11 protein-coding genes are annotated in these 14,089 nt (G+C 58.8%); 10 read left to right on the top strand and 1 reads right to left on the bottom strand.

The features are described 5' to 3' along the window. The first annotated feature begins 10 nt into the window (after nucleotides 1–10). Nucleotides 11–997: an MsnO8 family LLM class oxidoreductase gene (locus ACRAWE_RS07020; RefSeq protein WP_432525163.1), complete on the top strand. Its 987-nt coding sequence runs from the start codon at nucleotides 11–13 to the stop codon at nucleotides 995–997. Here ACRAWE_RS07020 and ACRAWE_RS07015 read toward each other — a convergent pair. Beyond that, nucleotides 994–2,298 carry an aminotransferase class I/II-fold pyridoxal phosphate-dependent enzyme gene (locus ACRAWE_RS07015; RefSeq protein WP_432525162.1) on the bottom strand — a complete coding sequence of 435 codons (1,305 nt, stop codon included), beginning with the start codon at nucleotides 2,296–2,298 and terminating at the stop codon, nucleotides 994–996. The genes ACRAWE_RS07020 and ACRAWE_RS07015 overlap by 4 nt on opposite strands. Before the next feature lie 66 nt (nucleotides 2,299–2,364). Between ACRAWE_RS07015 and ACRAWE_RS07010 the strand changes: the two genes are divergently transcribed. The 9 genes from ACRAWE_RS07010 (at nucleotide 2,365) to ACRAWE_RS06970 (ending at nucleotide 14,083) form a co-directional block, all read left to right on the top strand. Continuing rightward, complete coding sequence (locus ACRAWE_RS07010; RefSeq protein WP_063919530.1) at nucleotides 2,365–2,619, top strand: hypothetical protein; 255 nt, start codon at nucleotides 2,365–2,367, stop codon at nucleotides 2,617–2,619. Then, nucleotides 2,616–3,326: a glutamine amidotransferase gene (locus ACRAWE_RS07005; protein ID WP_432525161.1), complete on the top strand. Its 711-nt coding sequence runs from the start codon at nucleotides 2,616–2,618 to the stop codon at nucleotides 3,324–3,326. The genes ACRAWE_RS07010 and ACRAWE_RS07005 overlap by 4 nt, the downstream gene beginning before the upstream one ends. Before the next feature lie 3 nt (nucleotides 3,327–3,329). Continuing rightward, the gene (gene pdxY, locus ACRAWE_RS07000; RefSeq protein WP_432525160.1) at nucleotides 3,330–4,169 is read left to right on the top strand and encodes a pyridoxal kinase; all 840 of its coding nucleotides are present in this window, start codon (nucleotides 3,330–3,332) and stop codon (nucleotides 4,167–4,169) included. 450 nt (nucleotides 4,170–4,619) lie between these two features. After that, a complete protein-coding gene (locus ACRAWE_RS06995) occupies nucleotides 4,620–5,144 on the top strand; it encodes a hypothetical protein (RefSeq protein ID WP_063919533.1) in 525 nt (174 codons plus the stop codon). Nucleotides 5,145–5,223: 79 nt separating this feature from the next. Continuing rightward, entirely contained in the window at nucleotides 5,224–6,831 is a 1,608-nt protein-coding gene (locus ACRAWE_RS06990; RefSeq protein WP_063919534.1) for a Hint domain-containing protein, read from the top strand. A gap of 37 nt (nucleotides 6,832–6,868) precedes the next feature. Further along, nucleotides 6,869–8,590: a hypothetical protein gene (locus ACRAWE_RS06985; protein ID WP_432525159.1), complete on the top strand. Its 1,722-nt coding sequence runs from the start codon at nucleotides 6,869–6,871 to the stop codon at nucleotides 8,588–8,590. Further along, nucleotides 8,587–10,017 (top strand): hypothetical protein, encoded by a 1,431-nt coding sequence (locus ACRAWE_RS06980; protein ID WP_432525158.1) that lies wholly within the window; start codon nucleotides 8,587–8,589, stop codon nucleotides 10,015–10,017. The genes ACRAWE_RS06985 and ACRAWE_RS06980 overlap by 4 nt, the downstream gene beginning before the upstream one ends. Nucleotides 10,018–10,038: 21 nt before the next feature. Beyond that, a complete protein-coding gene (locus tag ACRAWE_RS06975; RefSeq protein ID WP_063919537.1) occupies nucleotides 10,039–12,189 on the top strand; it encodes a hypothetical protein in 2,151 nt (716 codons plus the stop codon). A 67-nt stretch (nucleotides 12,190–12,256) separates the two neighbouring features. Further along, the gene (locus ACRAWE_RS06970; RefSeq protein ID WP_019452611.1) at nucleotides 12,257–14,083 is read left to right on the top strand and encodes a hypothetical protein; all 1,827 of its coding nucleotides are present in this window, start codon (nucleotides 12,257–12,259) and stop codon (nucleotides 14,081–14,083) included. Nucleotides 14,084–14,089: the final 6 nt, after the last annotated feature.

Below are 14,089 nucleotides of genomic sequence, written 5' to 3'. Positions count from 1 at the left end.
GAGCGGGAAAATGGCTTATGCCTTGAGCATATTGGAAAAGAGTCCGATCGCCGACGGGGAAAGCGCCGCGCAGGCGCTGGCGCGCACGCTGCATCTGGCGCAGCAGGCGGAACGCTGGGGATATCGCCGCTTCTGGCTGGCGGAGCACCACAACACGCCGCAGCTCGCCTGCCCGTCGCCGGAAGTGCTGATCGGCTACCTGCTCGGCCAGACGTCGCGCATCCGCATCGGTTCCGGCGGCGTGATGCTGCAGCACTACAGCGCTTACAAGGTGGCCGAAAATTTCAATCTGCTGGCGGCGCTGGCGCCGGGGCGCGTCGATCTCGGGGTGGGCAAAGCGCCCGGCGGGCTGCCGCTCGCCACTCAGGCGCTGCAGGCCGCCCATGACCGGCAAAACAAACCGGCCTTCCCACAGCAGCTGTCGCAGCTGACCGCCTACCTGAACGACGACGCGGAACCGGGGCTGAGCGCCACGCCGTTGCCGCCGCATGCCGCCCAGCGCTTTCTGCTCGGCGCCAGCAAAGAGAGCGCAACGCTGGCGGCCGAATCCGGCTGGGCTTTCGTGTTCGCCGCGCATCTAAACGGCAATCCGCAGGACATCCGCGAAGCGCTGGCGCACTACACCGCCCTGAGCGGCGGCCGCAAGGCGTTGCTCGCCGTAGCGGCGATCGTGGCGCACAGTGCGGAACAGGCCGCGGCGCTGGCGGCGGATATTCAGCAATACCGCGTCCACGTTGCCGGTGAGCAGAGCGTGACCGTCGGCAGCCTGGCGCAGGCGGAGAGTTTCGTGCAGCAGGCCGGCGCCGCCGACTACCGCATCGAGCCGCGAGAAAGCAATATCCTGCTCGGCACGGCGCAGCAGGTCCATCAGCAACTGGCCCAGCTGCAGCAGCGCTACGGCGTGGAGGAGTTCATCATCGACACGCCGATCGGCGAGCCGGCCGCCCGATTAGCCTCCCTGCAGCTGTTGGCGGAAGAGAGCCTGACGCCGGCCTAGTTGATCGCCGCCCCCGCCCGCATGGCTTCGGACAGATCCTGCGCCAGCGGCGCCAGCTGCGCCGGCGTGACATTGGCCAGACTGACGCGGAGCGCAGGATCGCTCTTCAGGCGGAAAGGTTCCCCACCCTGCACCAGCCACCCCCGCTGCGCCATCAGCTGCGCGGCGGCGGTTTCCGACCGCACCGGCAACCACAGATGCAGCCCTTCGCCCACCGCCAGCGCCGTGTGATTTAACGCGTTGAGCCGCCGGACCAGTTCATCCCGCCTGGCCTGATATGCCTGCTGCGCCCGCCGCAATTGCCCTTCCTGCAGCGCCTGTCCCCACAGTCTGGCGGCAATCTGCTGCAAGATATGGCTAACCCAGCGTTCGCTGATGTACTGATCGGCGCGCATTGCCTGCAGCAACGTCGGGTTGCCGCAGGCCAACGCCATGCGCAGATCCGGGCTGAGAAACTTGCTGAGCGACAGCACGTACAGACCGCGATCGTCGTCGAACGGCAGATGCAGCGGCTGGTGCGACAGCGGCCCCCAGAAATCGTCGACGATCGCCAAACACTGCGGGTTGTCGCTCAGAAAACGCCGCCACTGCTGGGCGCGCTGCGCCGAGAGCGAAGCGCCGGTCGGATTGTGGGCGCGCGGCGTCAGGATCACCGCGCCCGCGGTGCCGCTTTCCGGCAGCCGACAGCCCTGATCGTCCACCGCCAACGGCAGCGGCCGCAGGCGCAGGTGACGCAGCAGCGTCAATAGCGGCGGCCAGCAGGGATCTTCTACCCACACCGCCGCTCCCGGTTGGACATGACAGCGCAGCGCCTTTTCCATCGCGTCCAGCGCGCCGGAAAATACCGCCGGCTCCCCCAGCTCGACGCCCTGACGGCTCAGCCATTCGCGCCCCAGACCGGTCAATACCGGCAGATCACCGCTGATGTCATAGCCGCTTTGCTGCGGGAACACCTCCGTCGCGCCCAGCGCCAGCGCCGGCAACAGCGCGGCGTCCAGGTTGCCGCTGGCCAGATCGCACATGCCCGCCGGCACCTGACGTGGCGCATAGGCCGAACTCACCGCCGCCAGCGGCGGCTCCAGCACCAGCGTCCCCGCCCGGCCGCGCGTCGCCACCAGACCGGCGTCGCGCAATCTGGCGTAGGCGCTGGCGACGGTATTCGGATTGACCTCCAGCTCCGCCGCCAGCTGGCGAACCGGCGGCAACAGCTCGCCCGGCCGCAAGACGCCGTCTTTGATGCGTGCGGCGATCTGCTCGGCAATCTGGACAGCGCCGCCGCCTTTTGCATACAATGAAGCCATACATAAATCCTTTTGTACTAGTTCAAACAAGATTAGCAGCTTCTGCGGACAAAAGTAAGGGGTTCCATGGATAAACATTACGTGCTCGACATTCAGTATGCAGGAAAAGCCTTCGCCCGCCTGCAGATGTTCACCCCCTGGGCAGCCGATCAGCTGGAGCAGGCCTGCGCGCTGTTCCCGGCCGCGCAGGGTTATCAGGTGCGGCTCAGCCAGGTCAGCGAGCGCCGCATCGTCTACCAGAGCGGCGCGCAGGGCATCACTGTGCTGGGCGAGTCGCTGGCGCTGACCCCGTTCACTCAGGCTAGCGAGGTTAAACAATGAAAAAAGCCGTTGCCATTCGGCACGTCAATTTTGAAAACCTGGGCATCCTCGGCTCTCTGCTGTCGCTGCGCGGCTATCAGATCGACTATTACGATGCCGGCCGCGATGATATTCGTGCTATCAATAATGAAGAAACCGATCTGTTGGTGGTGCTGGGCGGGCCGATCAGCGCCGCCCAGCACTTTTCCGGCGCCCTGCGCTATGACTTTCTCGATCATGAGTTAACGCTGGTCAAACAGCGTCTGGCGCAGCGGCGACCGACCCTCGGAGTGTGTCTCGGCGCGCAGGTGATCGCCCAGGCGCTGGGCGCTGAGGTGATCTCGCTCGGCGTGAAAGAGATCGGCTTCGCCCCGCTGACCGCGGCGACGGAGGATTCGGTACTGGCGCCGCTGGTCGATACGCCGGTGCTGCACTGGCACGGCGATATGTTCATGATCCCGGACGGCGCCCGCTGCCTGGCCGGCACGGCGCTTTGCCCGCATCAGGCCTTCGACTATCAGGGCTTCGCGCTCGGTCTGCAGTTTCACCTGGAAGCCGATCATCGCGATCTCGAACGCTGGCTGATTGGCCATGCCTGCGAGCTGGAACTGGCCGGCATCGCGCCCCAGAGCCTGCGTGAGCAGGCGGCGCGCCACGGCGCACAGCTGGAACAGCGCGCACGGCAGGTGTTCGCGCGCTGGCTGGATAATAACGAACTCAGGATGTAACCCATGCAACAGATTTCACCCTTGCGGTCACCGTCCATCGACGCGATCAGCATACAATCTCAGGTGGTTTACGGCAGCGTCGGCAACGGTATCGCCTACCGCGCTCTGCTGAAAAAGGGGCTGGAGGCTCTGCAGGTGCCCAGCGTGTTGTTCGGCTGCCCGCCCTATTACGGCAAACCGCACGGCGGCGTCATCTCCGGCGAATGGTTTGGCGGCTTCCTCGACGATCTGATTGCCCGCGGCGTGATGCAGCGCTGCCGGGCGGTGATCGTCGGCTACCTGGGCGACGTCATGCAGTGCCATATTCTGGCCAACTGGCTGCAGCGGGTGCGCGCCCTCAATCCGCAGATAAAAATCTATATCGATCCGGTGATGGGCGACTACGGTGAAGGGATCTACGTGGATGAACGCATCGTCAACAGCTATCGCTCGCCGTTTCTGCGGCTGGCCGACGGCCTGACGCCGAACGGTTTCGAACTGGAGCAACTGTGCGGCCGGCGACTGAACAGCCGGGAGCAGACGCAACACGCCGCGCAGGCATTGTTGAACGACACCACCGAATGGGTGCTGGTCACCAGCGCACCGGGCGTAGCGCAGCACGAAGACGAAGTGGGATTGATGCTGGTCACCCGGAATGAAACGCAGTGCTTTACCCATCCGAAGGTCAAATCGGCGGTCAAAGGCACTGGCGATCTGTTTACCGCGTTGCTGGTCAGCCATCTGCTGCACGGCGCCGAACTCGGCGCGGCAGTGGTCGCCGCCGCCGGCGAAGTGTGCGACGTGCTGGCCGAAGCGGCGCAGTTCGGTTGGGAAGAGATCGGCAGCCTGCGGGCGTTAACCTAGCGCGTGAACAGGGGCAGCCTGCTGCCCCGCCTCTCCCGTCTTGACTTTTCACCATGACGATAATTCTGCTGCGCACTTTATTTATTGCCCGTCAATGATGCGCACAGTAATGATAAATTAGTGCACTATATATAAAAGATTAAACAGCTAATGATTAGAATAATTAAAATCCATAACCACACTCAACGTATTGATTTGTTGAAATTAAAAAAAACAGAAAATAAAATCGCGAAAAACATTCTGTTTTTTTGATTTTTTAAACTATTCACCCTCTTTTTACAACGCCGTGATTTTATTGATTATCTGTCACATAAAAATAAATACTTAATTTATTTTTATGTATGTGTTGATTTTTCAAGCGCCATTGCTATTGTTGAATGTGAGTAAAACGCGGCGACAAAGCGATTCACTACCTCCTTTTTATACCATCCAGCGTATAAGGATCTGACTATGCCTATTAAAAAATACGTCATTCTTGATAGCGCGCCAAAAGCTGTCGGCAATTCCGATTTTATTTTATTAGGCCTAAAGAATGAAGGTTTTGCCAGAGGATGTCCGATGTTATTTGGCGGTACTGCCGATGCTAAAGACGGCCCGGTCGATGGAAAAAACTTTGCGTTAAATGTAATAAAAAGAGAAACCTGGGAAGAAACCAATCAGAATATCGGCGTGGAACAGGTGGTAAGATATCAGGTTTACCCCAATGACATCAGCGTTTATACCAGTAAAGACTTCACCTTCACCGGAAAAGTAGCCATTGGCGGTGAGTTCGCCTGGATTAGAAAAGTCAGCAAAGGTAAAATCAAAGCTTATTTTAAAAACAAACCCACTGCCACCAAAGACATGTTCGCCCAGGAACTTTACGCAATGACGTTGGATGTCGATATTGAACCCACCGATGCGGAATTCGAACAGTATTTATCTTCAGATTGCCTAAGCGCTATTTACGCTTACTGCAAAGAAACCTGCAAATAATCCCTAATGAAAGCGATGCGCACGCCATAAAAGTGGCGTGCCCCCCTGGCAATGCCATTAATTTATTGGTGCCGACATTATGCTCACAAAAGATTATACGTCAGATGAGAAACGCATCGTAAAAAACGTTATCGACCGGTATGAAAACAGCGGCGTATTTCTGATTGAGCCTGGTGATCCGACTCTCGTTCAATTTTATGATATCCAACTCAAGCTGGCCGGCGTTACCCCAGCGGCGGCGCCGCAGTTCACCCGCCTCTGGCAGCAAACAAAAAGCGCCAGGCAGGTGTCCGGCCGGCTGGGCGAGGCCGACAGCAACGGCGTCCAACCGGTCTACAGCATTGTCAGGCTGGACTCCACTGACGGCAGGCATTACCAAACCGACGCCATCGGTTCTCTGCCGGTCAAGGCGACCAATGTCACCCAGACGCTTGGCCTGTTTAACGGCAGCGCCGATAACGTCGGCAATGTGTCCTATAAAAGCGACTATGTTTACACGTCAGACTGCACCATCGGCGCCAGCGGCGATTACCCACAGAGCCAAACCAGCGGCGATTTTCCGGTCACTGTAATCTACACCTTTGCGCAAACGGTCGGTCAGCAAACCGTTTACGGCGCTGAAATCGTCACGACGCAAAGCTATCCCAAAGAAATACGCAATGACTCCCCCAGAAATCTGTATAACCAGCAGATGATAAAGATCTGCCTGACCCGCGACGACGGCGATTGCGATTATCGCACCAGCTACGATCAGGACGGCACGGTTAAAGTGCCCATCAAGGGCAACATCACTTATTTTGGCAAGATAGACCTCAATAACGGCCAGGCGGTCAATGCCACCAACACCATATATCTGATTCGCACCCGCGCCGGCGGCGATCCCATTACCCCACTCGGCGGCTATAATATCTTCAATTCACCGGCGACCAGAATCAATGGCGATAACATCTCCTGGGATCTCAACTGGCTGAAATTCAATCGCGTGGATTTTGAATCCGGCGAACAGGTTTATTATGTTTTCAAAATCACGCTCAATGTGGAAGGCCGCAGCATCGCCGCATTTATTACCAATGCACCCAAGGATATCGACCCCGATCGCCGCATGCTCAACACGGTGCAAATCAAGCCGATGCAGATTATTTACGGCTGCCTGGCGGCAGACACATTAATTACCCTGCAGGACGGCACAGAAAAAACCATCGATGCCATCGAACCCAACGACTTTGTGCTATGTGGCAACCATCACCCGAGAAGGGTTGAAAATATCACCACCGGGCAAGAGCAGAATTATATCGAGATAACGGCTCAGGGCGACGACGGGCAACTATTTGGCATCACGGCCAGTATGGGGCACCCTTTCGTCACGGCAAACGGCATACTGACAGCCCGTGAATTAACGACGGGCATGCGCCTGAAAACATTACACGGGGAGTGTGAAATCACCGCCGTTTTAAATAAATCCGGTGAACTGCAGGTTTATAACCTGCAATTGAGCGCCGACCTGCCCTTGCAAAAAATACAGTGCAGCGTCAATACCTTTTACGCTAACGGCGTGCTGGTCGGCGACGCACTGGTGCAGCATCTTTATGAGGATGAATATCATCAACGCCCTCAGAATATCCTGCAGGCGCTGCCGGCCGAATGGCATACGGATTTCCACAATATGAACAGCAGAACGGGAAAATAAAATTATGTATGAGGGCCGTCCTGACTTTCAACACATTATGATTTTTGATAATCACCGCTTCGTCGCCGCCTATTTGCAAGACGACGCATATTATTTATACCCGGATGCGCTCAGCATTTTGGCCGCCGATCCCTTGGCCTTTTCGTTGGATATCGTCCGCAGCTACAGCACCGAAAGCCTGTATGGCTGGCTGAATTTCACCACGCAGCTGCAGTTCGCCGGCGAACAGAGCCTGAACGCCTTCAAACAGCAGTACCCGGATTGTGCGGTGAAAGCCCTGCCCGTTTTGCCAGGCAGCCTGGGGTTTGACGTGCCTATCGATTATCACAGCGACCTGTACGGGCAGCATTACGACGCCACCTGGTATACGACGCAGGATATTCAATTTATCATTTTACTCAATGCGCAGAGCACGCAGCTGATCGAACGTACCCTGCTCGACGACACGCTGGGCTTCAACGCGCGCATGGATGGCTTCGTCGAAGGCGTATCACCGCGCCTGGTCTATATGGCGGAGTGCGATGCGCGCGCCCTTATCCTGGCGCTGGCGGCCGGAGTGGACGGCGCACACCCGACGGATGACGGCGGGATCGCGTTTCCCTACGACGGGTTGACGATTTACCTGAGCCGCAATCTCTCCCGCCTGCCGCTGGAAATCAGTCCGCCGCTGCCGGTGAACGATCCCGCCAGCGATCTGCTGTTCAGCCAGACATTGCTCGACCGGCTATACAATCTGTACGGTGCGCCTTATGCCGGCCCTGCCGCCAGTAACGTCGCGCAAATCCGTCTGACACCGCCACCCAGCAGCGGGCGGACTCGTGTTGACCTGGCCGCGATCGCGCTGGCCCAGCGGCCGCTTTGTTTTATTTTGGATCCGTTCGCCGCCGCGCAGCAGATCGCCAAAGTGTCGCCCGACACCATCATCCACCGCACCACCACTCCGCCGCTGCCGTCGGGAGAGCGAGCGATCAACGTCTTTTACGCTTATCCGTTGGGCTTGCAGGCCGGTGTCTCGATCGATATACAGCTGACCGTGCCGCCCGGCAATCTCTATCCCATCGAGCAAACGCAAACCCAGGCGCTGCAGCCCGACCGCTCCTGGCTCACGTTCAAGTTCCGCAACAGCGCGCTAAACGCGCAGCCCTTTTTTTACCAGCTGCGCGTGAACTATCCGCATGACGGCGTCTATCGCACGCTGCCGGGCGATAGACAGCCAAGCGAAGAAGACCAACTGCTGTTGGACTATACCGCCTTACCCTGCCGATTCCTGACGCTCAATATCGACCCGGGGTTCGCGCAGCAAAGCCGGCTTGGCGGCATTTACCACTCCGCCGACTGGCGTCAGACGCTGGCGTTAACCGCCTCGGCGCCCTATTTCAGCGCGCCAGTCCTGGATGAAAATACCTTTGCCGAGGTGACGGCCTATTCGCTGTCAGGTACCGGTGCCGTCTCTCTGCCTGCGCCGATCGCGCAAAGCGCCACCATCGGCGCCTACAGCTTCCCACAGTTTGGCGCGCAGCAGGCGACGATCACCGTTCAGCTGCCGCCGCAGTCGCTGAGCGCCACGCTGACCTTCCAGCCGCAGGATAGCGAGCGCACCAGCGATCGCACTTTCACGCATTCGCAGCCGAGCTTCGTCTACAAATGGAACGTCACCTCCATTTACGCCGCCGGCTTTCGTTATAAACCCCCCGCAGGCTCCTGGTCGCCTTATGTGACCGGCAACCAAACGATCGATATCAAGGGTGATACACCATGACCGACGAATTGGATCCACAACGTACGTTGCAAAACTTCTTTCTTCTTGACCGCGCGCTGGCGTTTCACGATCAAACGCGCCCCAGCGGCTGTTACACCTACGGCAGCTATACGCCGCAGGTGGTGCAGGAGACGCCGGCCGGGAAGATCAGCTCGCTGCATCTGCTGACCAGCCCCGGCGGCGGCCTGGCGACCTTCATTGCACCGAAGCTGCCGGTCGACAGGGCGGCGATCGAGGACTATATCCGCCGCCATTTCGTCCCAGCGCCGCAAACCATCACCCTGGAGCAGGAAGAGATCCAGCAATCGCTGTGGCTGCACTTCGCACAGCGGCCTGCCGCCGCCGCTTACAGCGTCGAATTCGAGCAGTCCAAAATGGCGCTGACCCATGAAGAGGCAGCCCGGTTGGCCAGCGCCATCCAGGGCACCCAAGATCAGGTCTATTTTCTCACCCGCAGCCGCTTCAGCGTCGGCAGCCGCGTCAGCGCCAGTTTGCAGGCCGATTGGGTGGCGTTTGTCACCCTGGCCTTCAACGAGCAGGCGCGCCAACCTGAAGCGATCGCCAAACTGCTGAACCAGCAAATCGACGCCGGCGTCGTCATTCTGCAAGCGGAGTACGACAACGCCCCTTCGCTGCAGACGCAAGAACGCGTTCGCCAGGCGCTGGTGAATACCGCCTCGCTGCTGATCGCCAACACGCTGCGCAATATCTCCTCGCCGGAGCAGATCCCCAACAAACTGAATTACCAAATCGAATACGACGACACCGTGCCACAGCGCTACCTGTTGGAACAGCAACGAGACATCGCCGGGCTGCTGAGCCAACTGCCGGTCGACGGCATCATCTCCTTTACCGCCACGCCCCTGCCTGAGCCCAGCAGACCGGACAAGCCCATCGAGCCTCAACGCTGCACCGTCAGCCTGGGGTTTGAGCCGAAAGGCTTCAATATCATGGCGATCGAGCTGCGCTGGGCGGACCAGCTGACCCCGATGGCGTGGCCCAATTTTCCGCCGGTGACGCTGGAAACCACAACGGCGGCGAGCGACATCGCGCTCAAGGTGACATTCGCCGATTACACCAGTTTCGAGAGCCGGCTGGCGTGGCAGGACGCCATCGCGCTGACGCCGCAAGATTTGGGTTTCTACAGCCTGCTGTTCGACGCCGAGCATCTCAGAACCGAATTCAAGACGATCTCCGGCAGCGCCAGCTATATCCCGGCGGGCCAGGGCAAAAAACAGAATTTCACCTTCGCCTTTTCCGCCACGCAATGGCAAGCCAACTGGTGGATCAACGCCCACGCCGCCGGCCTCAACGGCCGGGTGGACTATCGCTGGCAAGGGAAAACGGCGGCGCTATTCCCCAAAAACTACGACTCCGGCCCGCTACAGGCCACCACCGGCCCGATCAAACTGCAATACACCAAGTGATACCAACAAGAGGACCGCCCTATGTTAACCACCGCTTTGCAGCAATCGATAAAGATCGACGTCACCGAATATTTGGGCGTCAAGGAATACGCATACACCTGCTACGGCGACAGCGAGAGCAAGGATATCTTCTACGTGGTGCCGGAGATCCCGGTGTTTGCCAAACGGGACGCCGACACCCCCAGCTTCATGTTCTACAAATACCGCAGTGAAGATACGCAAGGCGGTTACGCGCAATTCACCGTGCAGCTGCCGCAGCCGAATGCGGAAATGAAAGACCGCATCCGCCTGCAGCTGTATGACGGCCTCGGCAAGCAAAACGGGCCGTTGGATAAAAAATCCCAGCTGATTGTCGCCTACATCAAGGCGAAACAGGCCTATGAAGCCGACCCGGAAAACAACGCCAAGAAGACCGCGATGGACCAGGCGCAGAAGAATACCGGGTTGAGCGACGAACAGCTCAACCGGTTTGTCGCGCTCTACGACAGCAGCAAAGGCGACGATCAGTTCCTCAGAGAGCTGATGCCGGCGGACGCCGCGAAAATCGAACTGATGCAACCGCGCTACACCTCGGCGCAGGCCATGCTGATCCTCGACGGCAACGATAAATTCTATCGCCAGATCCCAACGCCGCTGTCCCCCTCCGGCCTCGGCGACAACAATACCGTGTTCAGCCTGTCGCTGACCGGGGAAGGCGCCACGCTGTTTGAGCAGGTGCTGAAAGGCACCGATAAAAACTCCAGCGTCGGCGTGCGCTTCGACCTCTCACTGGATGCCTCCATGTCGGCAGCCAAGGTGATCGTCACCTACAACAGCGAGCAGGCCAAGTCCGTAGCGCAAACCATCAACCGTCACACCTGGTCAGCCGACGAGAAAAAAATCGAGCAGGAGTTTTACTCCAAAGAGGCGATCAAGGTAGACGTGCAGATCGGGCTGACGGCGGCGGAGATGGGCATGGAACCCGCCGCCTATGATAAATGGAAGGAGAGTCTGCGGAACTGGGGGCAACAGCAGGTCGAACAGATCCTGAGCAGCCAAACCGGCATCGACATGAGTCTCAATTTGCTGAACGACGCCGACGGTTTCGACAAATTCGAGTCCAAAATCTCGCAAACGCAGAGCTTCACCCGCGAGTATGAAGAGAACGCCGTGGTGTCCTCCACCATTTACCCGCAAACGCAGCTGCCGTCGATACGCTCAATCGTCGGCGAAGCCGATTTGGATCAGTACTTCAAAGAGTACGACCTCCACGACCCGTTCTATCAGTACATTCAACCGGAATTCTTCGTCACCGAAGACCTGGCGAAGTATGACATCGCCAATATCGTGGTCACCGCGATATACGATAACGATCTCAAGAGCACGCTGACCTTTACCCCGACAGATTCGGGGCCGAAAAAAACCGACAAGTGGTTTATCAAACCCGAGCTCGGCCGCGCCTACCATTACCATTACACCGTCAACTTCACCGGCATGCAGGCCAGGCCTTACCAGTCTGGCGAGATCCAGGTCAAAGACGACCTCGTGGTCACCATCAACGCGGCGCAAAGCGGCATCGTTTATGCCGATATCTCCACCCTGCTCGATCCGCTGGGCTGGGCGGTCTTCAGCCAGGTGGTCATCAAAACCCAATATGAAGACAAAGAGCACAGTGTGCCGCTCAAGCAATACACCCAGGTGGTCAGCGACAAAAACCCACCGGTGCCGTTTATTTATCCGATCGGCACCAACGTGGACAAGCCGCTCTATTACTCAGCCGACTACTATGCGCTGGACGGCGACAGCCTGACCTATCTGCCGCCGGGGGTGGAAACCAACCCGCAGCTGCCCGGCTATGGCGAAACGCGCGCCAATCAGATCCTGATCGCCAACGCCCTGCCGAAACAGCAGAAATACACCATCATCTTCAAACCGTCGCAAAAAGACGTCTCGCTGATCACCTTCGAGATGACGGTGAACTACCCAAAATGGGACTTCTCGCAAACGCTGCCTATTGCGTTAACCGAGTTCGATACCAAGTCGCTCACCCAATACCTGACATTCAACATGATGCAGCAAGGCAACGAGGTGGAGATCAGCTACACCGCCACGGTCTATTACGGTGATAACCAGGAGAAAACCGTCGGCAAACCGGTCACCGGTGCCAGCACCATCGTGGTCGTGACCTTCTGACGGCCGATTCCGCCGGGGCAAGCCCGCCTTGCTCCGGCCCCCTCTCCGATGACGTGGGATTGCCGCCATGAACGATCAGGTAATCATGCAGGACATCTGTTTTATTCGGGCGGATCCGGATAGACCCGTCTATTACTACTGCGCCGCCGCGCCGAGCGTGCAGGTCGCCGAGGGCGATCGGCCCGACGTTCAACTGCAAATTTTCAGAAACCTCAACCAACCGGACGATCTCTACTACGCCACGTTGTCGCTGCAGACTCAGCTGGCCAGTACGCCCGCGGCGGCGCAGCGCGCCGCCAACGCCAGCCCGGACATCCCGCGCGATGCGATCTTATTGCCGCTGCAGGCGATCGCCTGCAGCGCGACGCTGAATATTCCCGGTCTGATCCCCGGGCAGACCAACAAAACCTCGCTGAGCGACCAGCAATACTGTTATCTGTCCGCCAAATTGAACGACGACGATGACATCCTGCTGCTGGCAAGCCTGATGCGCACGCCGGCCTCGACGCCGATCGCCGTCAGTTACAAAATCGACTATCTGCAGCAGCTGCCGCCGGCCACCTTCGAACTGGAAGCCAACTGGGACCAGGTGTATCGATATCTGCAGCGCGCTATCGGCTTTAACCTGCTGATTTTTTCCGTCGGCATCGAGCAGACCTCGGCCCAGTTGATCAGCGAAAAAATCGTCACCGTCAAGGTCAGGGATACCGATCCCGACGGCCATCTGGCGCAGGCCGCCGCCGAGCTGACGCAGATCCTCACCAGCCAGTTCTTCACGCCGGTTATCGCCAACGAACCGCAGCAGACCAGCCCCAAAGCCGGTTTCTATCTGCAACAAGTCTCGATTGAGAACATCGACCAGCGCCGCCTCAGCGGCAAGATCAGCGAAACCACCGTCGTGCAGCGCTCGCTCTATCCGCAGGCCCTGTTCGCCCAGCTGGTCGCTGGCACGGACTATCAGGCCGACAGCGCGATCGTCAAACGCGACCTGCAGGATGACTTTTTCGCCTACCGCGAGGTGCAAGTCAGCCTGCTGTCGGAGACGCTGGATGCCAATATCCTGCTGGTGACGGCACGGTTGCGCTATGGCTTAAACAGCCGCCAGCTGAAATTTACCCGCGACGACCTCGGCCCCAAACGCTTTAAGGAGCCCAGTCTGATCGACCCGAAAACGGGAAAAATGCTGTGGCCGGTCGAGTATGACTTCACCGTGTATTTCAACCAGTCGATAGGCGGCGTGACTTCGGTCAGCTCCGGCAGCCTGCAGACGGAGATGAGCGAGGTCTTTCTCGACATCGAGTCGCTCTATGGCCGTTATGATTTCGCGATCGAAGCGGCGCAGCAGTTCGACTGGCAGCGCTATCAATCCGTGCTGGTCACGCTGCGCTACCGCCACCGGCAACAGCCGAATAGCAGCGTGTCGCGCAGCTTCCAGCTTGACCCTGCCACCCCGCGGGCCCACTACCCGGTCATGCTGCCGGAGCCCGGCGAGTATCAGTTCGAGGTGAACAAAGCCTACAGCGCCGCCGTCAACTCGCCACATCTCTCCGCCGATCTGCAAGAGCCGACCGGCCAGGACGTGTACCTGTTCTCCACCCTCTATCACCAGCGCGAGCTGACGCTGTCGGCCGACATGGACTGGCGCCAGGTGGAAATGGTCATCGTGTCCGCCAGCTACGCCTGCACGCCGACGGAGACCTTACAGCAGGTGTTTCAATTTACCGAATCCGACGCCGCCCCCCAACGTTTCAGCGCCGATCAGCTCGATCCGGCGCAGCTGACCGTCGATCTGGATATCTGGTTTACCTATCAGCCGGGCGCGGGCGGCGATCGGCCCGAAAACGTGCAGTGTTCGACCGACGCCAACGCGATTGACCTCGCCAACCTCAGTTAATAAGGA

The organism is Serratia sp. BFP-2025 (assembly GCF_050880365.1).
In the GTDB taxonomy this organism is placed as follows: domain Bacteria; phylum Pseudomonadota; class Gammaproteobacteria; order Enterobacterales; family Enterobacteriaceae; genus Serratia; species Serratia surfactantfaciens.
The sequence above is the reverse complement of the archived record's forward strand: the minus strand, read 5'-3'. Positions and strand labels throughout refer to the sequence as shown.

Bases quoted from the DNA above. Each gene is read 5' to 3' on its own strand.
- ACRAWE_RS06975 (WP_063919537.1), top strand. From the start codon at position 10,039: ATGTTAACCACCGCTTTGCAGCAATCGATAAAGATCGACGTCACCGAA.
- ACRAWE_RS07010 (WP_063919530.1), top strand. From the start codon at position 2,365: ATGGATAAACATTACGTGCTCGACATTCAGTATGCAGGAAAAGCCTTC.
- ACRAWE_RS06995 (WP_063919533.1), top strand. From the start codon at position 4,620: ATGCCTATTAAAAAATACGTCATTCTTGATAGCGCGCCAAAAGCTGTC.
- ACRAWE_RS07005 (WP_432525161.1), top strand. From the start codon at position 2,616: ATGAAAAAAGCCGTTGCCATTCGGCACGTCAATTTTGAAAACCTGGGC.
- ACRAWE_RS07015 (WP_432525162.1), bottom strand. From the start codon at position 2,298: ATGGCTTCATTGTATGCAAAAGGCGGCGGCGCTGTCCAGATTGCCGAG.
- pdxY (WP_432525160.1), top strand. From the start codon at position 3,330: ATGCAACAGATTTCACCCTTGCGGTCACCGTCCATCGACGCGATCAGC.
- ACRAWE_RS07020 (WP_432525163.1), top strand. From the start codon at position 11: ATGGCTTATGCCTTGAGCATATTGGAAAAGAGTCCGATCGCCGACGGG.
- ACRAWE_RS06980 (WP_432525158.1), top strand. From the start codon at position 8,587: ATGACCGACGAATTGGATCCACAACGTACGTTGCAAAACTTCTTTCTT.
- ACRAWE_RS06985 (WP_432525159.1), top strand. From the start codon at position 6,869: ATGATTTTTGATAATCACCGCTTCGTCGCCGCCTATTTGCAAGACGAC.
- ACRAWE_RS06970 (WP_019452611.1), top strand. From the start codon at position 12,257: ATGAACGATCAGGTAATCATGCAGGACATCTGTTTTATTCGGGCGGAT.
- ACRAWE_RS06990 (WP_063919534.1), top strand. From the start codon at position 5,224: ATGCTCACAAAAGATTATACGTCAGATGAGAAACGCATCGTAAAAAAC.